Consider the following 23186-nt stretch of genomic DNA (forward strand, 5'->3'; position numbering starts at 1 on the left):
GGCGCCGCGGGGCGGCCGTGCGCGCCGGGCCCCCGGGGCCCCCCCCGCGGGGGGGGGGGGGGGGGGGGGGCCCCCCCCCCCCGCCCCTGTGGTGCTCGGACGTCAGTTGTGGTGGCCGTTCGGCGCGGTGCTCGTGTCGAGGTCGAAGCCGGGATCCTCGTCGACGATGTCGAGGAGCTCGCCGATGCGGGTGACCTCCAGCAGGAAGCGCACGGTCGGCGGTGCGCGGAGCACGCGGACGCGGTGGGAGCTGCGCGACGCGAGCCGGGCGAGGAACGCCACGCCCGAGGAGTCCATGAACGTCACGTGGTGCGCGTCGATCTCGACAGGCAGGCCGGAGTCCTCGGCGTCGCTGATCGCCTCGCTCAGCTCGGGGCCGATGTCGGCGTCGATCTCCCCCGAGAGCACCACCCGCGCGCGGGAGGTGCCGACGAGGACGTGCACGCTGGCGGGGTCGCCCAGCTCGGGCGGGGCGTCGTCGTCCGGCGTCTCGGTGGGCAGGGGGCCACGCGAGGTCGGTGTCGATCCGTCGTGCACGATGCTCCTCTCCACGCGCCGGGGCGCTCGCCTCGTATCTCGGCGGACACCAATCTACGGTTGAATGACCAGCAAGAACACCAACCAGGACGGGAAACCACGGTAGCGGAGGCATTATGACCGAATCATCCGGTCCTGTGCCCCCGGTTTCCGAGGGTCTGCTCGGGGCCGCGCTGCTCGACGCGATACTTCCGGTCTTCGTGACGGGCTCCTGGGACGACGGGATGCCGGTGCTGTGGGTCAACCCCGCGTTCACCGAGTCCACCGGGATCAGCACCGACGACATGAACCGACGAGGGATCCACCCCCTCCTGACCCTGGTCGAGGACGACCCGGACCGGGAGCCGGGGCAGGCCTCGCTGCGCGCCGGCAAGCCGACCGAGCGGATGATCCGCGGGCAGCGGGCGAACGGCGCGCCCACCTGGTGGCACGTCTCGATGTCGCCGATCCCCGACGGCGACGGGTCCGTGCGGATGTGGCTCGGGGCGGCCACCGACGTCTCCACCTACGTCCAGCGTCACGCCGCACAGCTTGCGTCCCTGGAGTTCGAGCGGCGGGAGCGCGCCGACCTCGACCTCGTCGCCCAGACGTCCGAGCTCCTCGGGGACCTCGAGTACCCGTACGCCCTGCGGGACATCGCCGACCTGCTGCGCGCACTGGTCCCCTGGGCGGGCTTCTACCTCAACGACGACGGCCTGATGTTCGCCGACGGCGTCGACGTCGCGTCGCCGCCGAGCGGACGGGGCAGGCGGCACACCCGTTACGTGCCCGAGTCACCCGTGCTCGCCCACCAGGGAGACCAGCTCGGCGACGACGCCGCGGGCGTCCGCGCCAGCGTCGACCAGGTCCAGGACCTTCTCGACGGCGTCGTCGACGGCCCGGTCCTGCTGGAGCTCGACGGTCGGTTCCCCGCGCACTCGGCGTCCGGCTGGCTGCGTCGCGACCTGGTGCGCAGGATCGTCGAGGAGACGGGCGTGATCCCGCGCTCGGTCGTCGTGCACGGCGTCGCGGGCCGGCGCCGGGTGCTGGGTCTGGTGGCGAGCTGGCACGGCGCGGGCACCGCCGTCGACGGGCTGGTGGGCCCCGACCCCGACGAGATCCCCGCCGAGCCGCAGCACGTGTTCACCGTGATCGAGGTCGTGGCGCGGCGCGCGGGCACCGCCATCGACAACGCCCGCCTGTACGCGCGCGAGCACCGGCTCGCGGAGGCGCTGCAGCGGGCGATGCTGCCCGAGCAGGCCGAGGTGCCCGGGCTCGACGTCTGGACGTACTACGCGCCGAACGCGGAGCACGCCCAGGTGGGCGGGGACTGGTACGACGTGCTGCAGATCACCGAGGGCACGGTCGGCCTCGTCGTGGGCGACGTCGTCGGGCACGACGTCGAGGCGGCGGCCGCGATGGGCCAGCTGCGGTCGGTCGTGCGGTCCTACGCGTTCGAGCTCGCGACCCCGGGCGTCGTCGTCGACCGGGTGGACCAGCTCGTCACCGGCATGCGGATCCCGCGCTCGGCATCCATGGTCTACGCCACCCTGCGCCACGAGCCGGACGGCGACGTGTGGGCCGTCCAGTACACGCGGGCGGGTCACCTGCCGCCGCTGCTGCTGCGTGACGGCACGGTCACCCAGCTCGCCGACGCCGGCGGGTCACTCATCGGGTTCGGGTCCAAGCCGCGAGCCACCGCCCGGGCCGAGCTGCGCCGCGGCGACGTCCTGCTGTTCTACACGGACGGGCTCATCGAGCGGCGCGACCGGTCGCTCAAGGTCGGGCTCGACGCGCTCATCGAGACCTCCGCGCGCATCACCGCACGCGACGCCGCGGGCGTGGGCGAGGAGCTGCTCTCCCGGCTCGCGGACGCCCCCGAGGACGACGTCGCGCTCGTCGTCGTCCGCGTCCCCGACCCGGTCGTGGACGCCGAGGTGCAGCCGCTCAGCCCGCGCTCGCGGCGCTGGCTGCTGCCGAGCGAGCCCGCGTCCATCGGCCGGGCGCGGCACGCCGTGCTGCGCACCTGCCAGGCCTGGGGCCTGCCGGAGTCCGCCTCCGCCGAGCTCGTGGTGTCCGAGCTCGTCGCGAACGGCGTGCTGCACGGCTGGGGGAACATCGCGCTGCGGCTCTTCGACACCGGCGACGGGCTGCGCATCGAGGTGGAGGACTCCAACCCGGCGCCGCCCGTCACCACCGACGGCCACCCCAACCGGCTGGGCGGGTTCGGCATGCAGATCGTCGAGCGGCTCGCGGACTGGGGCTGGCGGCCCGCCGGGTCGGGCAAGCTCGTGTGGGCCAAGCTGCGCCCGACCGGCGCCTGAGCCGCCGGTCCGCCGGGCACGTCGATCCGCCGGTCGGGCCGGCTCAGCCGGTCGGGCCGGCTCAGCCCGCCGGTTCGGCTCGGCCGGTTCGGCTCAGCCGGCGACGAGGGCGCGAACCTCCTCGGGAGACGTGCCGGAGTCGCGCAGGAACTGGGCGCACCGCTCAGACTCCTCCTCCTCGCCGATGAGGTGAGCGGCCCGCGACAGGGCGAGCAGCGCGCGCAGGAAGCCCTGGTTGGGCTCGTGGTCGGCGGGGACCGGCCCTTGGCCGCGCCAGCCGGCACGCCGCAGGGCGTCGAGCCCGCGGTGGTAGCCCGTGCGGGCGTAGGCGTACGCCGTCACGGCGCGGACCGTGCCGGGACCCTGTGTGTCGGCCGCTGCGTCGTCGGCGGCCGGGTCGCCGAGCGTCTGCTCGGCGAGCACGGCCCACGCGAGGCACGACGCCGGGTGGTCTGCGGCGAGCCGCGCCGGGTCCTCGCCGGTCTCGAGGCCCTCGCGCACCTGCGGGTGGTCGTCGGGCAGGAGCGTGGGCGGCGGGCCGGCGAGAAGGTCGCGCTGAGGGTGAGAGGTCATGCGCCCATTGTGGCCCGGTCGTTCGAGCCGCCGTTCCGGGCCGGTCGCAGGTACTCTCGGCACATGATCGAGATCGCGACGTCCTCGACGACGACGACGCTCGTGATCGCCGGTGACCTCGACCTGGCCGAACGCGACCAGTTCCCGGAGATCGCGGCGCGCGTGGTCGGCCTGCGCCGCCAGCTCCTCGTCATCGACATGTGCCGGGTGACCTTCATGGACTCGACCGGAGCGGCGTTCCTCATCTCGCTGGCCGACTCGGGGCGCAAGCGCGGCGGGGCCACGGTGCTGCGCGGCGCTGACGAGCGGGACCTGTTCGTGCTCGAGGTCTGCGGGGCGCTCGACCTGTTCCGCATCGACCGCGACCACCGCTGCGAGTCCTCGACGCCCGCCGCGGGGTCGGCCCACCGGCCGGTCTCTCACCCGCCCGCCTGAGCGTCGCCGCTGGCCGCCAGGTCATGGACGGGTAAACTCGGGCCCGGCCCGACCGCCGGCGTGGAGACCAGCTGCCGCCAGGTGTCTCGCCGGGCCGTGTCGACAGTTCGAGGAGAGTGGGAATCCCATGCCAGCCGTGGTGCTCGTCGGTGCTCAGTGGGGCGATGAGGGCAAGGGGAAGGCGACCGACCTCCTCGGCTCCCGTGTCGACTACGTCGTGAAGTTCAACGGCGGCAACAACGCGGGGCACACGGTGGTCATCGGCGACGAGAAGTACGCCCTGCACCTGCTGCCGTCGGGCATCCTCTCGCCGGGCGTGGTCCCGGTGATCGGCAACGGCGTGGTCGTCGACATCGACGTCCTCTTCGAGGAGCTCGACGCGCTGAACTCGCGCGGCGTCGACACGTCCCGGCTGCTGGTCTCGTCGCAGGCGCACGTCATCGCCGGATACCACCGCACCCTCGACAAGGTCACGGAGCGGTTCCTCGGCAAGCGCCGCATCGGCACCACCGGCCGCGGCATCGGTCCCGCCTACGCGGACAAGATCAACCGCGTGGGCCTGCGGATCGCGGACCTCTTCGACCCGAAGATCCTCACCGAGAAGGTCGAGGGCTCCCTCGACCAGAAGAACCACCTGCTGGTGAAGGTCTACAACCGCCGCGCCGTCGACGTGAACGAGACGGTGGACGAGCTGCTGGCCCACGCCGAGCGGCTCAAGCCTATGGTGGCCAACACGCCGCTGGTGCTCAACCAGGCGCTGGACGCGAACAAGACGGTCCTCTTCGAGGCCGGCCAGGCCACGATGCTCGACGTCGACCACGGCACCTACCCGTTCGTCACGTCGTCGAGCGCGACCGCCGGCGGGGCCGTGACCGGCTCCGGCATCGGCCCCACCCGCGTGGACTCGGTCATCGGCGTCATCAAGGCGTACACGACGCGCGTCGGCGAGGGACCGTTCCCCACCGAGCTGTTCGACGCGCAGGGCGAGTACCTGCTCAAGACCGGCGGGGAGTACGGCGTCACCACCGGCCGCGCGCGCCGCTGCGGCTGGTTCGACTCCGTCATCGCCCGGTACGCGTCGCGCATCAACGGCCTCACCGACCTCGTGGTCACCAAGCTCGACGTGCTGACCGGCATCGAGAAGGTGCCGGTCTGCGTGGCGTACGACGTCGACGGCACCCGCTACGACGAGATGCCCGACGACCAGACCGCGTACCACCACGCGAAGCCGATCTACGAGGAGATGCCCGGCTGGTGGGAGGACATCTCCGGCGCGCGCACCATCGAGGACCTGCCCGCGAACGCGCAGGCGTACCTCACGCGGCTCGAGGAGCTGTCGGGCTGCCGGATCTCGGCCGTGGGCGTCGGCCCCCGCCGCGACGAGATCATCGGGGTGCACGACCTCATCCACGGCCGCGGATGAGCGGCCCGACGGCCGCCGTCGTCGCCGCGCTCGCCCCCACCGGGGTGCTGCGCGCGGTGATCAACCTGGGCAACCCCGTGCTGGCGCAGGGCACCGCCGGCACGCCGTCCGGAGTGACCGTCGACCTGGCGCACGAGATCGCCCGCCGCCTCGGGGTCGACGCCGCGCTGTCGTGCGTCGACGCCGCGCGGCACTCGTTCGCGGCCGTCGCCGAGGGGCGTGCGGACGTCGGGTTCCTCGCCGTCGAGCCCGCTCGGGCCGCGCAGGTCGCGTTCACGGAGCCGTACGCGCTCATCGAGGGCGTGTACGCCGTGCCCGCGGGCTCGCCGGTGCGCGTGGCGGACGACGTCGACCGGCCCGGCGTGCGGGTGGGCGTCAAGGAGGGGTCGGCGTACGACCTGTTCCTCACGCGCACGCTGACCCGCGCGGAGGTGGTGCGCGGGATCGACGGCACGCAGGTCTTCGAGGCCGAGGGCCTGGACGTCGCGGCCGGGATCCGGCAGCCGCTGACCCGGTACGCGGACGCCCACGGGCTGCGCGTCGTCGAGCCGCGGTTCACCGAGATCCGGCAGGCGGTGGCGACGGCCCGCGACCAGGACCCGGCCGCCGTCGCCTGGCTGGCGGCGCTCGTCGAGGAGCTGCGGGCCGACGGGTTCGTCGCGGCGTCGCTCGGCCGCTCCGGCCAGGACGCCACCGTCCCGACGATCGGCTAGGCCCGCTGGTCAGGAGCGGCCCTGCGACGGGGGCTCGGCCACCGCGTCGGCCCACACTTCCACGATCTCGTGGAGCAGGCCGTCCGGTCCTGCCGTGGCGAACGTCGCGACATGGTAGACGTCGTCGCTCGCTCCCGTCGCGTCGCTCACGCGGGCGCGCAGCGCGCCCCGGGCGCCCCCGTCCACGACGTCCTGCTGCTCGAACCGCCACGCGCCCGGGTAGTCGCGGTTGAGCGCCACGAAGCCGTCCCGGTCGAACTCCTCGCCGGTGTGCACGTAGCGGGCGCGGAAGTCTGGCGCGAGCAGGGCGGCGAGGCCGGCCCAGTCCTGCGCGTCGATGCGGTCGGAGAACGTGCGGAGCAGCTGCGCGGCGGTCGTCATGGGGCCAGCATGGTGGTCGCCACCGACGCCCGGCCCCCGCGCCTCCTACACTGGGCGCCTGTGAAGATCCTCGTCGTCGGGAACGGTGCCCGCGAGCACGCCATCGTCCACGCCCTCGGGTCCGAGGAACCGGCCCACGAGCTGCACGCCGCCCCCGGCAACCCGGGCATGGCGGCGCAGGCGGAGCTGCACCCGGTGGACGCGAACGACGGCCGCGCCGTCGCCGCCCTCGCGCGCTCGCTCGGGGTCGACCTCGTGGTCGTGGGCCCCGAGGCGCCGCTGGTCGCCGGGGTGGCTGACGCCGTCCGCGAGGCCGGGCTGCCCGTCTTCGGACCCTCGGCGGAGGCAGCGCGCCTCGAGGGCTCCAAGGCCTTCGCCAAGGACGTCATGGCCGCGGCGAACGTGCCGACCGCGATGGCGCACGTGTGCACGACCGTCGAGCAGGTCGCCGAGGCGCTGGACGCCTTCGGCGCACCGTACGTCGTCAAGGACGACGGTCTCGCCGCTGGCAAGGGCGTCGTCGTGACGTCGGACCGCGAGGTGGCGCTCGAGCACGCCCGCGAGGCGTTGGCGGCGCGCGGCGACGAGGGACAGGTCGTGGTCGAGGAATACCTCGACGGGCCTGAGGTGTCGCTCTTTTGCCTGTGCGACGGGGCGACCGTGGTGCCGATGGTGCCGGCCCAGGACTTCAAGCGCGTGGGCGACGACGACGCCGGCCCGAACACCGGCGGCATGGGCGCGTACACCCCGCTGGACTGGGCGCCGTCCGGCCTCGTGGCCGAGGTGGTCGACCGCATCGCGCAGCCCACCGTGGACGAGATGGCGCGCCGCGGCACCCCGTTCTCCGGCGTGCTGTACGTGGGGCTGGCGCTCACCTCCCGCGGCACCCGCGTGGTCGAGTTCAACGCCCGCTTCGGCGACCCCGAGATCCAGACCGTGCTCGCGCGCCTGCGCACCCCGCTGTCGGGCGTGCTGCTCGCCGCCGCCACCGGCCGCCTCGACGCCATCGAGCCGCTGCGCTGGTCCGACGACGCCGTGGTGAACGTCGTCGTCGCCTCGGCGGGCTACCCCGAGGCGCCTCGCAAGGGCGACGCGATCACGGGGATCGAGGCCGCGCAGGCGCTCGACGGCGTCCACGTGCTGCACGCGGGCACGGCGCGGTCCGACGACGGCGGGCTCCGCTCCGCCGGCGGGCGCGTGCTGTCCGTCGTGGCGCGGGGGGCCGACCTCGCGGCCGCGCGGGCGGCGGCGTACCGGGGCGTCGCGCTGATCGGCCTGGACGGGTCGCACCACCGCAGCGACATCGCGCTGAAGGCCGAGCGCGGCGAGGTCACCGTTCCCCCTGCAGGTGTGTGAAACCGGGCTGAGGGGCGGTGTGGAAACGGGAGTAGCGCGCAGCGCAGGCGTCCTGGTTCCACCAAGGGGAGCTCGCTGCCTGCTCGGTGAGCGCACCTGGGCGATGCCGATCTCGTCGATCTGGCGGTGAGCAGCGCGGCACGGACGTCTGGAAGGATGTGCCCGTGACTGACACCCTCGAGCTGCCGGGCTGGCGGCACGTCTACTCCGGCAAGGTGCGCGACCTCTACGAGCCGGACCTGCCGGCGCTAGGCGGGGTGCACCCGCTCGGCGACGTCGTGCTCGTCGTGGCGTCGGACCGCATCTCCGCGCACGACCACGTCCTCGACCCGGGCATCCCGGACAAGGGCGCGGTGCTCACCCAGCTCAGCCTGTGGTGGTTCGACCAGCTGCGCGACGTCGTGGACAACCACGTCGTGTCCACCGCGGCCAGCGCGGAGCCGGGTGACGGCCTGGTGCCGGACGCCGTCCTGGGCCGCGCCATGATCTGCCGCCGCCTGCAGATGTTCCCGGTCGAGTGCGTGGCCCGCGGCTACCTCACCGGCTCCGGCCTGGCGGAGTACCGGGAGAACGGCCAGGTCACCGGCATCCCGCTGCCCGCGGGCCTCGTCGACGGGTCGCGGCTGCCCGAGCCGATCTTCACCCCGGCCACGAAGGCCGAGGTGGGCGAGCACGACGAGAACGTCCCGTTCGCCGAGGTGGCGCGCCGGATCGGGGACGAGGCCGCGGGGCGGCTGCGCGACCTCACCCTGACGGTCTACGCGCGGGCCGAGCAGATCGCGCGCGAGCGCGGCATCATCCTCGCGGACACGAAGCTGGAGTTCGGCGTCGACCCGGCCACCGGTGCGATCCTGCTCGGTGACGAGGTCCTCACGCCCGACTCGTCGCGCTTCTGGCCGGCCGACCTGTGGTCGCCGGGCCGCTCGCAGCCGAGCTTCGACAAGCAGGACGTCCGCGACTGGCTCACGTCGCCGGCCTCCGGCTGGGACCGGGCGTCGGACACGCCGCCCCCCGCCCTGCCCGACGCCGTCGTGCAGCGCACGCGGGACCGCTACCTCGAGGCGTACGAACGCCTCACGGGCACGCCGCTGTACTGAGGGCGCGGGCCGGCGCTGCGTGAGCTACTGGGCGACGCTTCCGGTCAGCGGCGTGCCGTCCATCGTCTGCACCCAGCAGTCGATGCTCCGGTCCCCGAGCTGCCACGAGACGGACGTCGGGTACAGGTAGCCGACGTCGAGGTTCGAGGTGTCGACGTCCGGAGAGACGTAGCCCGACGCGACGTCGAAGCAGAACTCGTCCGCCGTGGTCAGCACCTCGGTCTCGCCCGGGTACACGTCCGCGGTCAGCTCGCGCGCTCCGACGACCTCGGCCGAGTGCGGTGAGGCACAGTCGACGTGCACGAGGTTCGTGACGTCCGCGAGGTCGGCGGGAAGCTGGATGCAGCTGCCCACCTCGAGCACGAGGCCGGCGTCCGCCTGCGCACCTTCCCACCCGGACTGGAACCCCTCCCGGAAGTCGTCCGAGTTCCATGCGGCGACGGCGAGTCCGATCAGCGCGAACCACCCGACGACACCGACGGATCCGAGCACGATGCCGGCGATGGCGAGTCCCCTGCCGCCGCGACCCGAGCGGCGGGTGCGCACCAGGCCGGCGATGCCGAGGCCGATGGCGATCACGCCCATCCACAGGATGCCGGTGACGAGGGCCGCGATCGCGACACCGTCCGTGCCGGCGGGGCGGGGAGCAGGCGGCACGACACCGGCCGGAGGCCCGAACCCCGCCGGGGGCACCGGAGCGCCGGGGAGGGCGGGGGCTGTCTCCGCTCCCGCCGGTGCCGGGACCTCCGGCGAGGGCTCCTCGTCGGCGGGGGCGTCGCCGGCCGTTGCAGCCGGGCTGTCCACGCGGGCGTCCTCGGCGGCGGGAACGGGCTCGTCCGCGGGAGCGCCGTCGGCCGTCGCAGCGGGCTCCGCGTCCACCGGCGGGACGTCGGCGACATCCTGCGGCGTGGCGTCCTGGACGGTCTCGCGGGTGGTGGTGTCCGGGGCAACCTCCGGGGTGGTGTCCGGGGTGGTGTCGGCCGGCGTCGTGGGCTCGGGCATCGGGTCCTCTACGTCTGTCGGTGGGGCCGGCGATCGGCCCGTCGCGGCTGAGAGTATCCGTATCCCTCCGCACGTCGGAACCGACTTCCGGGTCGGTGACGGACGGCGTCGGGGTGCGACCGGCGTGCCGGGTAGACTCGTCGCGGAATCCCGCCGCCGTGCTCCCGCCCGCCACGCCCGCGCCTCGACGTGGACCGTGTCGGGATCCCGGAGCGGCGGCCGCCCTGACCGCCCGGTCACGATTCAAGGAGCACCCGTGGGACGCGTCGTCGTCGAGGTCATGCCCAAGCCCGAGATCCTGGACCCCCAGGGCAAGGCCGTCGTCGGGGCGCTGCCCCGCCTCGGCTTCACGCAGTTCACCGGCGTGCGCCAGGGCAAGCGTTTCGAGCTCGAGGTGGACGGCGACGTCACGCCCGAGGTCCTGGTCGCCGCGCAGCAGGCCGCCGAGATGCTCCTGTCGAACCCGATCATCGAGGACGTCGTGCGGGTCGCGGACGCCGCCGTCGAGAGCGTGGCCTGATGTCGGCCACCCTGGCGTCGGCTCGGATCGGCGTCCTGACGTTCCCCGGCACGCTCGACGACCGCGACGCGGCCCGTGCCGTGCGCCTCGCCGGTGGCGAGGCCGTCTCGCTGTGGCACGCCGACGGCGACCTGCAGGGCGTCGACGCCGTCGTGCTCCCCGGCGGGTTCTCCTACGGCGACTACCTGCGCGCGGGGGCGATCTCGCGTTTCGCGCCCGCGATGGACGCCGTCGTGGACGCAGCGAACGGCGGGATGCCGGTGCTCGGCATCTGCAACGGCTTCCAGGTGCTCACCGAGGCCCACCTGCTCTCCGGGTCGATGGTCAAGAACGACCACCTGCACTTCGTCTGCCGCGAGCAGGTGCTCACGGTCGAGAACGCCGCCACCGCGTGGACCAACCTGTACGCACCCGGCCAGCAGATCACCATCCCGCTGAAGAACCAGGACGGCCAGTTCGTCGCCGACGAGCGCACGCTCGACGAGCTCGAGGGCTCGGGCCGGGTCGTCTTCCGCTACTCCGGCTGGAACCCGAACGGGTCGCGACGCGACATCGCGGGCATCAGCAACGAGCGCGGCAACGTGGTCGGCCTCATGCCCCACCCGGAGCACGCGGTGGAGGCGGGATTCGGGCCGGCGGACGCGACCGGGCCCCGCGGCGGCACCGACGGGCTGGCGTTCTTCACGTCGGTGCTGGCGTCCCTCGTCCACGCCTGAGGAAGCAGACATGAGCACGATGGCGAGCGCGCCCGCAGGCCTGGGCGCCGATCCTGTCCGGCGGGACGTCGAGATCCACGACGTCGACTGGGACCATCCGGACGCCGTGGCCCTGCGCACCGCGCAGGAGGACGAGATGAACTCGCGGTACGGCGGACCGGACGACGCACCGGCGATCGACCCCGCAGCCGTCGTCGTGGTCCTTGTGGCGCGCGTCGACGGCATTCCCGTGGGCACGGGTGCGGTGCGGGACGTCTCGGGCCGTGACGACAACCGCGGTCGCGGCACCGCGCACGGCGCCGCGACGGGTGAGGTCAAGCGGCTCTACGTCGCCCCGGGGCACCGCGGCTCAGGGATCGCCAGGCTGCTCATGGCGGAGCTGGAGCGGTCCGCGCGCCGGGTGGGCTTCCGCCGGTTCGTGCTGGAGACCGGCACCGCGCAGCCCGAGGCGATCGCCCTGTACGAGGCGATCGGCTACCAGTCGATCGAGAAGTACGGCGACCACGTGCACGAGGAGCAGCAGCGCTGCTACGGCAAGCGCCTCTGACGGGTGCGTCAGCTCCCGGCCCCTGACCACGCCGGGAGCTGCTGCAGCGTCCAGGTGTTGCCGTCCGGGTCGTCGAACGTGACGAACCGGCCCCACGGGAGGTCCTCGACGCCCTGGGCGTCGACGTCGGCGCCGCGCAGGCCCGCCAGGGCCTCGTCCGCGTCCGGGACCACCACCTGGATCGTGTCCTGCTGGCCGGGCGTGAGGCCGCTGCCCAGGCCCGTGCCGAACGCGATCGAGCACGCCGAGCCCGGTGGGGTCATCTGGACGAACCGCAGCCCGTCGTCGACCCGGCGGTCGTGATCGGCGTGGAAGCCGATGCGTTCGTAGAACTCCTTGGACCGGTCCACGTCGGTGACGGGCACGAAGATGAGCTCGATCTTCCAGTCCATGCTGACGGCCTCCCGCTGCATCGGTAGCCCCGCATCGGTGCGAGGGCCTGCGGTCACGCTATATCGAGCCTGTGACACCGCCGCCGGCGCGCGCGAGGTGCTCCAGCTGGGCCCGGACGCTCTGCCGGGCGGCACCGCGCACCGAGGGATCGACGTCGGCGTAGACGACGTCGGCGACGCGGTCCACGAGGTCGTCGGTGAGCGTCACCCCGGACGGGAGGTCCAGCGCCACGGTCGCGGCCCGGACCTGCGCCAGCCGCTCCAGGCGGTGGGCGCGGTAGGCCCGGACGAGCACGGCCAGGTCCTCGATCTCGGGTCCGTGCGCCGGCAGCCCCAGGACGCCGTCGCCTCGTGACTCCAGGAGATCGAGGCTGGCCAGGTAGTCCGTCAGCGAACCGTCGGGCTCGGCAATGACGGTCGTGCCGCGGCCCAGCACGGTGTCGCCCGTGAGGACGGCCGGAGGCTCACCGGGCGCCGAGACGACGAAGCAGACCGAGTCCGCCGTGTGGCCGGGGGTGGCCAGCACCTCGACGCGGACGCCCGCCACCTCGATCGTCTCGCCGTCGTGCAGGGGCAGGCCGCCGGCCAGGCAGTGTGCCGGGTCCAGCGCCCGGACAGGGGCGGCGGTGAGCTCGTGGAGCCGCTGGGAGCCGGCCGTGTGGTCGGCGTGCCGGTGCGTGATCAGCACGAGCGCCACCGCCCCCGCGGCGGCGAGGGCGCCCAGGTGAGCCTCGTCGTCCGGGCCGGGGTCGACGACGACGGTCTCCCGCGAGCCCGGCGCGCGCAGCACGTACGAGCGCGTGCCGTCGAGCGTCATCGGGCCGGGGTTGTCGGCGCGGACCATGGTGACGGACGGCGTGAGCTGCACGAGCCTCATCGTGGCAGATGCTCGCGCCGCCGAGAACGACCCGGGGCGGTCACCACCCGCCGGGACCGCCTCGACGTCGTCCCGGCGGGTGGAAGCGGCGGCCCCGCGGTGGGCGGCGGAGCTCAGGCGAGGGCGTCGGCCAGCAGCTCGAGGGTCTGCACGCGGCCCGGCGTGGCGTCGAGGGGCTCCGCGTCGTAGGTGCCGGCGACCGGCACGACCATGACCTCGTCGGCGCCGTGCCGCGCGGCCAGGTCGCGGATCTGGGCCGCCGCCTGGTGCGGCTCGCCGATGATCCAGCGGGCCCGCATGTCGGCGACGATCTGCTCGCCCATCGCGTCGAGCGGCTCGGCGGCCGCCGCCTCCACGGTCTCCGCGCGGCCCATCGGCTTGCCCGTGCGCAGCCTCGCCATGGAGCGGAGCTGGGGCAGGGCACGCTCGTACGCCTCGACGGCGGTGGGCGCGACGACGGCGTTCACGGTGAGGAACGTGCGGGGCTCGGGGTGCGCCTCGCTGGGCCGGTACCCGTCGCGGTAGAGGGCCAGCACCTGCTCGATCCCCGCGCCCGAGAAGTGGTTCGCGAACACGTAGGGCAGCCCCAGCTCGGCGGCCAGCCGGGCGGAGTAGTCGCTCGACCCGAGCAGCCAGACGGTGGGTGCGGCGTCCGCGGCCGGGGTGGCGTGCACGTCGTAGACGTTGCCGTCGCCGAGGCGCAGCGCCGCGCCCTCGGGACGCATGAGGGCGAGGATGTCGCGCACGTGCTGGGGGAACCGCTCGACGTCCGACGTCGGGCCGGAGGCGCGCAGCAGCGCGGTCACCACCGGGTCCGAGCCGGGTGCCCGCCCGATGCCCAGGTCGATCCGGCCCGGGGCCAGCGCCTCGAGGGCGGCGAACTGCTCGGCGACCACCAGCGGCGCATGGTTGGGCAGCATCACGCCGCCCGAGCCCACCCGGATGCGCTCGGTGACCGCGGCCGCCGCGGCGATCATCACCGGCGGCGTCGACGCCGCCACCGCGGCCATGTTGTGGTGCTCGGCGAACCAGTAGCGCTCGAACCCCAGCTCGTCGGCGCGGCGCGCCAGCGCGAGGGACGATGCCAGCGCCTGCGCGCTCGACTGGCCGGTGCGGACCGGGACCAGGTCCAGCACCGACAGGCGCGGGGTCGTGGCCCCGGTGGCTCCGGTGGGGATTCCCGTCGTGGCTGCTGGAGCGGTGGGCGAGGTGGGCTGCGAGGCGGATCCGTCGGTGTTCATCGTGCAGGGCAACCCTCCCGGGCGGTGGGCCTATTCCTCGACCGGCGGGAAGTCACTGCGGGAGGGGTTCGCGCAGGCCGCTCGCACGCCGGACGGGGTGCGCGACGGCGGCCCGGACGGCGTCCGCGCCGGCCACCACGCGCACGTGCTCCTGGGCGCGGGTCACCGCCGTGTACAGCAGCTCGCGGGTGAGCAGGGGCGACCGTTCCGGGGGCAGGATCAGCGACACCCGGCGGAACTGGCTGCCCTGCGCACGGTGCACGGTCATGGCGTGCACGGTCTCGACCGGGGGCAGACGGTGGGTGCGCACCCGCAACGGGGCGCGCGAGTCCCCGAACGCCGCCACCACGCCGTCGCCGTCGGCCACCAGGATGCCGGTGTCGCCGTTGTACAGGCCCACCTCGGCGTCGTTCGCGGTGACCAGCAGCGGGCGGCCCACCACCCACCCGGTGGCTGCGCCCGGGCTGCCGGGTCTGCCGGTGGCCTCTTCCACCCAGGCCTCGACCTGGGCGGCCCAGCGGGCCACGCCCACGGGGCCGCGCCGGTGCGCCACCATCACGCGGTGCTGCGACAGCGCCAGGAGCGCCGCGGCGGCGTCCCCGGCGCGCGCGGCCTCCACCAGGGCGCGACCCGCCTTCGTCGCGTCGGCCCGCAGCGCCTGCACGGACTGCTCGTCGAGGTGCTCGGTGTCGGCCTCCACGAGCTCGACGCCGCCCCTGCCGGCGCGCAGCACCTCGAGGGCGGCGTCCGCGTCGCCGTCGCGGATGGCGGCGGCGAGCGGCAGGATCGCGGAGCTCTCCTCCTGCCGGTGCACGGTCACGAGCCGGACGACGCCGTTGCCCAGGCCGGCGGCCTCGCCGGGCTCCAGCCCGGCCTGCGTCACGTGCAGGCGCTCGGGGGCGGGCGCGACCGGCGGGCGGGCGACCAGGTCGCCGAGCACGGCCCCGGCCTCGACGGACGCGAGCTGGTCCGGGTCGCCCACCAGCACGAGCCGCGCCTCGGGCCGCAGCGCCTCCAGCAACCGTGCCATGAGCGACAGCGGCACCATCGACGTCTCGTCCACCACCACGACGTCGTGCGGCAGGTGGTGGCCGGCGTCGTGGCGGAACCGCGTGGCGCTGCGGTAGCCGAGCAGCCGGTGCACCGTCGTGGCCGCGGGCAGGCCGGTGCGTGCCCGGTCGTCGGGGTCCAGGGTGCCCACGACGTCGCGCACCGCCTCCTGCAGGCGGGCGGCGGCCTTGCCGGTCGGTGCGGCGAGCGCCACGCGCAGCCCGTGCCCGTCGTGGCCGGAACCTTGGCCCGCCACGTCCTGCAGGACGGCGAGCAGCCGTGCCACGGTCGTCGTCTTGCCGGTGCCCGGGCCGCCGGTGAGGACGGTGAGCCGCCGCCCGGCGGCATGCTCGGCCGCGAGCCGCTGGCGGACGTCCGCGGCCGAGCCGAAGAGGCGCGCGAGGGCGGCGTCCAGGCTCTCCGCGTCGACCTCGAAGGGTGCGGCGCGCAGGCGCGCGTCGACCAGGCGGCGCACGGTGAGCTCGTCGCGCCAGTAGCGGTCCAGGTACAGGCGCCCGCCGACCCAGCGGGCGGGGCGGTCCGCGGGCTCGCCCGTGCCGGTCGCGACCAGCGGGCTGGCCTCGATCGCCCGGAACCAGTCCTGCGCCGCCGGCCACGGCGGCGGGCCGGCGGCTGCTGGGCCGGGCGTGCCCTCGGGCACGTCGGGGAGCTCGACGCGATCGGCGTCCTCCGGGAGCGCCAGCGCGGCGAGCTCGACGGGGTCGTCGAGCCGCACGCAGACCGAGCCGCCGCGCAGCGCCCGCACGGCGAGGGCCACGGCCAGCAGGACGGTGGCGTCGTCCTCGCCGGTGAGCCTGCCGAGCCGGGTCGCGACGTGCACGTCGGTCGCGGCGACGACACCCGCCGCGTTGAACTCGCGCAGCAGGCCGAGCGCGCCGGACGCCACGCGCACGTCGCCGTCGTCGCCCCCCGTGCGGGCGCGGCCGTCGGCGTGCGCCGTCCCGACGGTCGAGGGGGTCGAGGTGGTCATGGCACGTCCTTCCTGTCCAGCAGGGCGGAGAGCGCCGGCACGAGTCCCGACGGCGGCGTCCAGGACACGACGCCGAACGGCGCGCCGTCCGGCCCGGTCGGCGTGCCGGGCCCGCACATGCCGCGCACGAACAGGTAGAGCCCGCCGCCCAGGTGCGTGTCGGGGTCGTACCCGGGCTGCCGCCAGCGCAGGTAGCGGTGCAGCGCCACGAGGTACAGCACGAGCTGCAGCGGGTAGTGCGCGTGGAGCATCGCGTCCACGGTGGCCTCGGGGCGGTAGTCGTGCGCCGTGAGCGGGGTGTCGGGCACGCCGAGCCGGTTCGTCTTGTAGTCCACGACGAGGTACCGCGGGGCCGCGTCGTCCGTGCCGGGCACGCGCAGGACGACGTCGATCGACCCGGTCAGGTAGCCGCGCAGCGGGCGCGCGGTGAGGTCCGCCGCGGCCAGCTCCGCGAGGGCCGCCGGGTAGCCCGCGAACGCGTCGTCGTCGGCCAGGTACCGGCCCAGGAGCTCGGCGACGTCAGCGAGCGTGGCGCCGCCGTCGCCACCTGCGGTCACGACCTCGCCGTCACCGCCGGCCAGCGGCAGCTCGAACTCCAGCTCGGCGAGCCGGTCCGCCGGCGTCACGTCGGCGAGGGTGCGGCCCGCGGCGAGCGGGCCGAGCGGCGTGCGGGCCACGACGCCGAGGGCCGCGGCGAGCTCGGCCGGGTCCGTGCCTGGCACGCGGGTCGTCGCGGCGGCCGCGCACCGGGCGAGCAGCTCGGCGTCCAGGTCCGGTGCGGCGGTGTCGACGTACTCGAGGACCTCGTGCACCAGCGTGCCGAAGCCCGTGCCCGCGGGCAGGCCGGACATCGGCGACGGGAGGTCGGCGCCGGGCGCCCGTTCCGGGGCGCTGCCCCTCGGCGCGACGGGGAGCGGGGCGGCCCCGTCCCCGGCGGGCTCGTCGTCGAGGTGGGCACCCTCGGGCTCGGACCCGACCCCGCCGGCGCCGGTGGCAGGCGGGGCGGCGGGGGCGAGCGTCGTGCCGCCCCCGTACGGGGTGTGGGCCGCGGCGGTGAGCGCGGTGTACGACGCGCGCCGCCAGGTCTGGTCGGGAACCCGCGCCTGCCGCGCGACCGCCAGGTCGGGCAGCTCCTGCGCGGCGGGCCGCCACCGCTCTGCCGGCGGGTCGGCGGGGACCTCCTCGGCGACGATCGTCCCGTCGGAGCGGTCGGCCAGCGCCCCGAGCGCGGCGCGCACGGCGTCGTCCCGCATGGCCTGCTGCGACGCGTGCGGCGCCGGCTCTCCGCCGAGCGTCCGCTCGCCGAGCAGCACGCGGGTCAGCGCGGCCTTGGCGGTGTTCGCCTTCGACGGCGCCCAGTGCGCCACCACCTGGTGGCGGGCTCGGGTCATCGCCACGTACAGCAGGCGCAGGTCCTCCCCGCGGTCCTCCGCCCGGTGCCGTTCGAGCGCGGCGTCGTACCCGAACGACCCCGGCCCGCCGACGTGCAGGATCCGCTGTCCGTCGCCGGCGTGGAACCGCAGCACCTCGGGCTGCCGCTGCTCGAACCGGTCCCACGCGAACGGCACGTACACGACGCCGAACTCCAGGCCCTTGCTCGCGTGCACGGTGACCACCTGCACCGCGGCGGCGTCCGTCTCGAGGCGGCGGCTGCGCTCCTCGTCGTAGTCGTCCCCGGCCTCGCCGATACGGCGGCGGAGCCAGGCGGTGAGGGCCGAGGCGCCCAGGCCTTCCGTCACGGCGACGAGGTGGAGCACCTCGCCCACGTGCCGCAGGTCGGTGAGACGACGTTCTCCGCTGAGGGTGGGCAGCAGCCGCTCGGCGAGCCCGTCGCGCGTCACGGTCTCCTGCAGCGCCGCCACGCCGCGGGTGTCCAGCAGGCGTGACCAGCGCCGCACGGTGTCGGCCAGCTCGTCGTGCGCCGCGTCGTCGGTGGTCGCCAGCTTCTCGGGTCCCCAGCCGACGAACGGTGTCAGCGCGAGGGCCGCGGCACGCCCGTGCGCGCCCGGCTGCTCGAGCGCCGCGAGCAGCGTCAGCCAGTCGCGCGCGGACTGGGTGCCGAACACGCTCGAGAGGCCGGAGACGACGGCGGGCACCCCACGGTCCACGAGCGCCTGCCGCACCGCTTCTGCCTGGGCGTTGGTCCGCGTCAGGACGGCGACGTCGCGGGGCTCGACCGGCCGCCAGGCCCCTCCCTCGTCCAGCCGGTCCCGGCCGAGCCGTCCCGCGATGTCGGCGGCCACGTCCTGCGCGACGAGCTGCCGGGGCGGGCCCACGGGCGGTGTCTCGCCCGGCGAGATACCGAGGGCCCGGCGTCCGACCTGCCGCAGCCGCAGCGGCGGCCCGCCGTCGAACCGGGAACCCGGGTGCGCCGCCGAGACGGGGCGCACCACGATCCGCTCGTCCCCCAGTGCCGCGCCGCCGAGCACGGTGTCCAGGGCGCGCAGCAGCGGACCGTCGCTGCGCCAGCTCGTGCCGAGCGTCGCGACGTCGGTCGCGTCGCGCTGGGCGTCGAGGTAGGCGACCACGTCGGCCCCGCGGAAGGCGTAGATGGCCTGCTTCGGGTCGCCGATGAGCACCAGCGTGCGGTGCGCGTGGAACGCCGTGCGCAGGATCTCCCACTGCACGGGGTCGGTGTCCTGGAACTCGTCGACCATGACCACGCGGTAGCGCGAGCGGACCCGTTCGGCCGCCGTCGGGCCGTGCACGCGGTCGACCAGGGCGTCGCGCAGCATGACCAGCAGGTCGTCGTAGTCCATGAGGTGCTGGGCGCGCTTGCGCCGCAGGGTCTCGTCGCGCGTCTCGGCGGCGACCGCCCGGCGCAGCGTGCCCAGGGTGGCGGGCGGCTCGCCGTCGCGTGGGGCCGGCTCGATCAGGGCCTGATGGTCGCTGACGGCGGCCCGGCCGAGGTCCGCCGCCATCGTGGGGGTCAGTGCGGGGGAGGCCTCGTCGGAGAAGCGCCGCACGTACAGGTCGTCCGAGACCTCGCGGGCCAGGTCGGCGACGTCGGCCACGAACGTCGCGGCCGGGTCGACGTCGGCGGCGATGCCGAGCGTGGCGAGCATCTGCTGGCAGAAGCCGTGCGTGGTGGTGATGGTCGCCGCGTCGAGCTGGGAGAGCGCGGCCGAGAGCCGAGCCCGACGGCGGTCCAGCTCGGCGTCGTCCACGTCCGCGAGCAGCGCCACCACCGGGTCGTCGCTGTCCGCCGGGTCGGGGCCGCGCAGCGCGCGCTCGGCGCTGACGAGACGCTCGCGGACCCGGTCGCGCAGCTCGGACGTCGCGGCGCGGCCGAACGTCACGAGCATGAGCTCGCGCAGCTCCGCGACGCCCTCCGCGACGTACCGGGTGGCCAGTGCGGCGATGGTGAACGTCTTGCCCGTGCCCGCGCTCGCCTCGAGCACGGTGGTGCCGGTGGGCAGCGGGCCGCAGACGTCGAAGACCGGGCGGTCGGCGTCGGCGGGGGGTCCGGCGGGGGTGCCGGTGGTCGGCGTCGTCACGACGTGCCCTTCTGCTCGTGCGCCAGCAGCGGGTCCCAGACCCGGCGGGCGAGCGCGCCCAGCCGGGTGGGCTCGTCGCCGAAGGTGCGGCGGTCGTCGTCGTCCGGCGTGCCGGCGATCGTGTCGAGCGCCACGCCCTCGCCCCAGCACAGCAGGTGGTACGGGTCGGACTTCTCGAAGCCGCCGTTCCACGTGTACCGGGCCTCGCTCAGTGCCTGTGCGGGGTCGCCGGTGCCGCTCCCGCGGGAGACGGCGTACGCGTGCGAGGCCTCGGGCGGCAGGGGCAGCGGGGCCCGCGCGGCGACGGCGCGCAGCGCGACCAGGTCGTCGAGCAGACGGCGCGCGTCGGCCGGCGACGGCGCGTCGATCTTGCTCCACGCCGCGCGCGGCCCGCGGGCCGGGGCCCGGCCGACGGTGACGGCGTGCCACGCCGGCAGGTCGTCGTCCGCTCCCGCGCGGCCGCCGGCCGGGTCCTGCTCCGACGCGGCCAGCGCCAGGACCTGCACCCACGCCCGCAGCCGGTGCTTGGGCCCCAGCCTCGAGTACTCGGCGCGGACCACGCGGCGGCCGTGGACGCCCGGCACGGTCCCGGTGACCAGCACGCCCGACGGCAGGGCGGCCGCGACGTCGACGACGCGGGCCTCGCCCACGGAGACCGCCTGCTGCGCCGTCGCGCGCACGGGCTGGACCCGCTGGACGACGTCGCGCAGCGCGGCGAACCCGAGCTTGCGCGGCGGTGCCTGCCCGCGGCGCCACTCGGCCTGGAACGCGCGGTCGGGGTCCGTGCCGTCGAGCAGCGCGGCGAGGATCCGGTCGCCGGCCCCCCAGGCGGCCAGGGGCGCCATGGTCAGCGGGAGCCGGTCGGTGACCTCGTCGGACTCGCCGGTCAGGGTGACGCCGAGCGTGGTGCGCACGAACCAGCGCGCGGGGTGCTCGAGCAGCCGCACGAGCTCGTCGAGGTCCACCTCCGGCGCCCCGGCGGCGTCGCTGCCCTCGCCGCCGCTCCCGTGGCCCGCGGTGCCATGGCCCGTGCCGCCGCCGCCACGGAGGGAGACGTCGAGCGGTGCGGTGACCAGCAGCCCGGGCGTGGTGCGCTCCGCCCGTCCGGCGAGGGCGCCCCGGTGCGCTGCCGCGTCGAAGCTGAACGGCCCCGGCGTGCCCAGGCTGCCCGGGACGAAGTTGCGCTCCCCGACCACCTGCAGCGGGTGCCGCACGACGACCTGCTCCCGAGCCGGCCTGCCGTCCGCCGTGCGGCCGACCCGGTCGACGGCGTCCAGCAGCTCGGCGACCGGGACGGCCGGCGGCCGGACCGCGCCCGTGCGCTCGTCGGCCCCCGAGTGCAGCACGACGAGGCGCTCGTGTGCCGCCGTCAGCGCGTCGAGGAAGATCTGCCGGTCCTCGCTGCGGCGGTCGCGCTCGCCCAGGCGGGCGTCGCGGGCCAGGAGGTCGTCGCCGTCCGGCGTGGCCGAGCGGGGGAACGCGCCGTCCTGCATGCCGAGCAGGCAGACCACCCGGTGCGGCACCGCGCGCATCGGCTCGAGCGAGCACACGGTGAGCGCGCCGGTACGGAACCCCGCCCGGGTGGGCCGCCCGGCCAGGCGGTCCGCGAGCAGCGCGCGCACGTCCTCCAGGCGCAGCGACGCACCGGCCAGGGCGTCGCTCGCCGGCCCGTCGTCATGGACGCCGCCGGAGCCCGCCGCTCGCACGTCGCCCAGGACGCGGCGGGCCTGCACCGTCTGCCAGGCGTCGTCGGGGGCAGGGTCGGTCAGCCAGGTCACGGCGCGGTCCAGGACGTCGAGCCAGTGCGTCAGGGCGTGTGACCCGTCCAGGTCGGAGAGCAGCCGCGTGAGCCGCGCGACCAGCTCCGCGAACCGTCCCGCGACCTCGACGTCCGTGGAGCCGACGTCGTCCAGCGGGAGCGCGGGACCCACGTACCGCGAGTCCTCCTCCGCCATCGCGACGCCGAGCAGCACGCGGTCCAGCGCCGCGTCCCACGTGCCCTGGCGCACCCGCGGGTCGATGCCGAACCGGGCACGTCGCGCGCCGTCCTCGCCCCACCGCACGCCGACCTCGACCGCCCAGTCGCGCCAGCGGTCCAGGTCGTCGTCGGACAGCCGGAACCGGCGCCGCACGGGCTCGCTCGCGGCGAGGTCGAGCACCTCCGACGCGGTGACGCGGCCGTCGGCCAGCCGCAGGAGCGTGGCGAGCACGCCGAGCACGGGGTTGACGACGCCGGCCCCCCGGTCGGCGAGGCTCACGCGCAGGTGCTGGCCGGGGTGCACCGGGACGCCGTCGGGCGCGGCCCCGAAGGTCGCGGTGATCAGCGGCGCGAACGCCTCGACGTCGGGGCACAGGACGACGACGTCGCGCGGCTGGAGCGTCGGGTCCGCGGCGAACATCCCGGTGAGCACCTCGCGCAGCACCTCGACCTGGCGCGCACGCCCGTGGCAGGCGTGCACCTGGACGCTGCGGTCGGCGGGCTCGAGGTCGGTCGCGGGCAGGTCCGGGTCGTCCGTGCGCAGCGCCGTCTGCAGCCGCCCGAGCAGCGTGGCCGGGGGCGCCGGCGCCGCGTGGTGGACGACGACGACGTCGTCGTCCACGAGCCGCAGCTGCAGCTCGACGGCGTCGCGCGCGGTCGAGGCGAGCAGCGGGTGTCGGGCGAGCACCGGCAGGTCGTCGCGACGCGGGCCCCGCGGGGGCGCACCCGGCCCGGACCAGGCGGCGACCGCGTCCCACAGCGCGGGGGACGGGTGCGGCAGCCACAGGTGCACGTCGCGGTGGTGGGCGAGGGCGCGCAGCACGTCGAGCTGGTCCTGGGGCAGCCGCGTCGGGCCGAACACCGACAGCCGGGCGGGCAGGTCGACCGTGCCGGGGTCTCGCGTGATCGTCTCGACGGCGTCGGCGAGCACCTCCGCCGGACCGGGGGCGTCGACCCGCGCGCGGACCAGCCGCCACAGGGCGGGCTGCCAGGCGAGGTCGGCGGGCACGGCCGCCTCGGTACCGGGGTCGAGCCACCCGGTGAGGAGGGCCGGGCGCTGCTGCGCGTACGCGGCGAACAGCTCCGCGACGCGCTGGGCCAGGGCGACCCGGCGGGACCGGCGCACGCCGTCGTCCGCCTCGCCGACGTACCGCGCCAGCGGCGCCGCCCACGGCTCGTCGAGCGACGCGTCGATCGTCTCGAGCACCGGCCACACGAGCCGCGAGCGCCGCCACGGGTCGTCGTCGCGATCGACGCCGGTCACCGCCGTCACGGCGGCTGCGACCAGCCGCGACGGCGAGCCGAAGTCCACGTTGGCGCACACGCCGTCGCCGGCGCCGGGCTCCGCGGCGGTTCCCAGCCTGTGCGACAGCCGCTGCGCCAGCCATCGTTCGATCCCGCGCGTGGGCACGGCCACGACGTCCGGGGTGAACGGGTCGTCCGGCGGGTCGGCGAGCACGTCCGCGAGCGGGGCGACGAGCGCGTCCGCGCGCTCGGACCGGTGGATGTGCAGCACGTCGGCCAGGCTACGGGTCCCCGCCGACATCGGGCCCTCAC

19 protein-coding genes are annotated in these 23186 nt (G+C 75.5%); 9 read left to right on the forward strand and 10 right to left on the reverse strand.

Translation table 11 applies throughout. From position 1 onward, the window contains the following. Positions 1-102: 102 nt before the first annotated feature. Complete coding sequence (locus LEP48_RS01560) at positions 103-537, reverse strand: STAS domain-containing protein (protein WP_308009941.1); 435 nt, start codon at positions 535-537, stop codon at positions 103-105. 137 nt (positions 538-674) lie between these two features. Between LEP48_RS01560 and LEP48_RS01565 the strand changes: the two genes are divergently transcribed. After that, a complete protein-coding gene (locus LEP48_RS01565) occupies positions 675-2840 on the forward strand; it encodes an ATP-binding SpoIIE family protein phosphatase (protein WP_308009942.1) in 2166 nt (721 codons plus the stop codon). Between the two features lie 93 nt (positions 2841-2933). Here LEP48_RS01565 and LEP48_RS01570 read toward each other — a convergent pair whose 3' ends face one another. Then, the gene (locus tag LEP48_RS01570; protein ID WP_225563758.1) at positions 2934-3413 is read right to left on the reverse strand and encodes a DUF3151 domain-containing protein; all 480 of its coding nucleotides are present in this window, start codon (positions 3411-3413) and stop codon (positions 2934-2936) included. A gap of 63 nt (positions 3414-3476) precedes the next feature. Between LEP48_RS01570 and LEP48_RS01575 the strand changes: the two genes are divergently transcribed. The 3 genes from LEP48_RS01575 to LEP48_RS01585 all read left to right on the forward strand — a co-directional run bounded on the left by LEP48_RS01575 (position 3477) and on the right by LEP48_RS01585 (position 5984). After that, positions 3477-3848: an STAS domain-containing protein gene (locus tag LEP48_RS01575; protein WP_225563759.1), complete on the forward strand. Its 372-nt coding sequence runs from the start codon at positions 3477-3479 to the stop codon at positions 3846-3848. Between the two features lie 127 nt (positions 3849-3975). Next, entirely contained in the window at positions 3976-5271 is a 1296-nt protein-coding gene (locus LEP48_RS01580; RefSeq protein WP_225563760.1) for an adenylosuccinate synthase, read from the forward strand. Further along, entirely contained in the window at positions 5268-5984 is a 717-nt protein-coding gene (locus LEP48_RS01585; RefSeq protein ID WP_225563761.1) for a transporter substrate-binding domain-containing protein, read from the forward strand. Before LEP48_RS01580 ends, LEP48_RS01585 begins: the two co-directional genes overlap by 4 nt. Before the next feature lie 9 nt (positions 5985-5993). On the opposite strand, the gene LEP48_RS01590 is transcribed toward LEP48_RS01585, so the two are convergent. Continuing rightward, entirely contained in the window at positions 5994-6365 is a 372-nt protein-coding gene (locus tag LEP48_RS01590; RefSeq protein WP_225563762.1) for a nuclear transport factor 2 family protein, read from the reverse strand. A gap of 60 nt (positions 6366-6425) precedes the next feature. Between LEP48_RS01590 and purD the strand changes: the two genes are divergently transcribed. Continuing rightward, a complete protein-coding gene (gene purD, locus LEP48_RS01595) occupies positions 6426-7721 on the forward strand; it encodes a phosphoribosylamine--glycine ligase (protein ID WP_225563763.1) in 1296 nt (431 codons plus the stop codon). A gap of 164 nt (positions 7722-7885) precedes the next feature. Further along, on the forward strand, positions 7886-8818 hold the full coding sequence (locus tag LEP48_RS01600) for a phosphoribosylaminoimidazolesuccinocarboxamide synthase (RefSeq protein WP_225563764.1): 933 nt from the start codon (positions 7886-7888) through the stop codon (positions 8816-8818). A gap of 24 nt (positions 8819-8842) precedes the next feature. On the opposite strand, the gene LEP48_RS01605 is transcribed toward LEP48_RS01600, so the two are convergent. Further along, positions 8843-9820: a DUF4190 domain-containing protein gene (locus LEP48_RS01605; RefSeq protein WP_225563765.1), complete on the reverse strand. Its 978-nt coding sequence runs from the start codon at positions 9818-9820 to the stop codon at positions 8843-8845. Between the two features lie 256 nt (positions 9821-10076). On the opposite strand from LEP48_RS01605, the gene purS reads away from it, so the two are divergent. From purS to LEP48_RS01620, 3 genes are read left to right on the forward strand one after another with little or no spacing between them, the layout of a single operon-like run. After that, positions 10077-10340, forward strand: a complete 264-nt coding sequence (gene purS / locus LEP48_RS01610) for a phosphoribosylformylglycinamidine synthase subunit PurS (RefSeq protein WP_225563766.1) — start codon at positions 10077-10079, stop codon at positions 10338-10340. Then, a complete protein-coding gene (purQ, locus tag LEP48_RS01615) occupies positions 10340-11056 on the forward strand; it encodes a phosphoribosylformylglycinamidine synthase subunit PurQ (RefSeq protein ID WP_225563767.1) in 717 nt (238 codons plus the stop codon). Before purS ends, purQ begins: the two co-directional genes overlap by 1 nt. 10 nt (positions 11057-11066) lie before the next feature. Beyond that, positions 11067-11603, forward strand: a complete 537-nt coding sequence (locus tag LEP48_RS01620) for a GNAT family N-acetyltransferase (protein WP_225563768.1) — start codon at positions 11067-11069, stop codon at positions 11601-11603. An 8-nt stretch (positions 11604-11611) separates the two neighbouring features. Here the strand turns inward: LEP48_RS01620 and LEP48_RS01625 are convergent, their stop codons facing one another. From LEP48_RS01625 to recC, 6 genes are all read right to left on the reverse strand, one after another. Further along, on the reverse strand, positions 11612-11995 hold the full coding sequence (locus LEP48_RS01625) for a GNAT family N-acetyltransferase (protein ID WP_225564095.1): 384 nt from the start codon (positions 11993-11995) through the stop codon (positions 11612-11614). Between the two features lie 58 nt (positions 11996-12053). Then, positions 12054-12872, reverse strand: a complete 819-nt coding sequence (locus tag LEP48_RS01630; protein ID WP_225563769.1) for an MBL fold metallo-hydrolase — start codon at positions 12870-12872, stop codon at positions 12054-12056. Positions 12873-12985: 113 nt separating this feature from the next. After that, entirely contained in the window at positions 12986-14113 is a 1128-nt protein-coding gene (locus LEP48_RS01635; RefSeq protein WP_225563770.1) for an LLM class flavin-dependent oxidoreductase, read from the reverse strand. 52 nt (positions 14114-14165) lie between these two features. Further along, the gene (gene recD / locus LEP48_RS01640; RefSeq protein ID WP_225563771.1) at positions 14166-16154 is read right to left on the reverse strand and encodes an exodeoxyribonuclease V subunit alpha; all 1989 of its coding nucleotides are present in this window, start codon (positions 16152-16154) and stop codon (positions 14166-14168) included. After that, positions 16151-19651: a UvrD-helicase domain-containing protein gene (locus LEP48_RS01645; protein WP_225563772.1), complete on the reverse strand. Its 3501-nt coding sequence runs from the start codon at positions 19649-19651 to the stop codon at positions 16151-16153. The genes recD and LEP48_RS01645 overlap by 4 nt, the downstream gene beginning before the upstream one ends. Then, entirely contained in the window at positions 19648-23145 is a 3498-nt protein-coding gene (gene recC, locus LEP48_RS01650; protein ID WP_225563773.1) for an exodeoxyribonuclease V subunit gamma, read from the reverse strand. Before recC ends, LEP48_RS01645 begins: the two co-directional genes overlap by 4 nt. Positions 23146-23186 lie beyond the last annotated feature (41 nt).

It is taken from the genome of Isoptericola luteus (genome assembly GCF_020297055.1).
Classification (GTDB): Bacteria; Actinomycetota; Actinomycetes; order Actinomycetales; family Cellulomonadaceae; genus Isoptericola; species Isoptericola luteus.

Coding starts and splice junctions, on each gene's coding strand:
- LEP48_RS01590 (WP_225563762.1), bottom strand. CDS start 6,365: ATGACGACCGCCGCGCAGCTGCTCCGCACGTTCTCCGACCGCATCGAC.
- LEP48_RS01570 (WP_225563758.1), bottom strand. CDS start 3,413: ATGACCTCTCACCCTCAGCGCGACCTTCTCGCCGGCCCGCCGCCCACG.
- LEP48_RS01575 (WP_225563759.1), top strand. CDS start 3,477: ATGATCGAGATCGCGACGTCCTCGACGACGACGACGCTCGTGATCGCC.
- LEP48_RS01580 (WP_225563760.1), top strand. CDS start 3,976: ATGCCAGCCGTGGTGCTCGTCGGTGCTCAGTGGGGCGATGAGGGCAAG.
- LEP48_RS01620 (WP_225563768.1), top strand. CDS start 11,067: ATGAGCACGATGGCGAGCGCGCCCGCAGGCCTGGGCGCCGATCCTGTC.
- purQ (WP_225563767.1), top strand. CDS start 10,340: ATGTCGGCCACCCTGGCGTCGGCTCGGATCGGCGTCCTGACGTTCCCC.
- LEP48_RS01605 (WP_225563765.1), bottom strand. CDS start 9,820: ATGCCCGAGCCCACGACGCCGGCCGACACCACCCCGGACACCACCCCG.
- LEP48_RS01585 (WP_225563761.1), top strand. CDS start 5,268: ATGAGCGGCCCGACGGCCGCCGTCGTCGCCGCGCTCGCCCCCACCGGG.
- LEP48_RS01630 (WP_225563769.1), bottom strand. CDS start 12,872: ATGAGGCTCGTGCAGCTCACGCCGTCCGTCACCATGGTCCGCGCCGAC.
- LEP48_RS01625 (WP_225564095.1), bottom strand. CDS start 11,995: ATGGACTGGAAGATCGAGCTCATCTTCGTGCCCGTCACCGACGTGGAC.
- LEP48_RS01635 (WP_225563770.1), bottom strand. CDS start 14,113: ATGAACACCGACGGATCCGCCTCGCAGCCCACCTCGCCCACCGCTCCA.
- recD (WP_225563771.1), bottom strand. CDS start 16,154: ATGACCACCTCGACCCCCTCGACCGTCGGGACGGCGCACGCCGACGGC.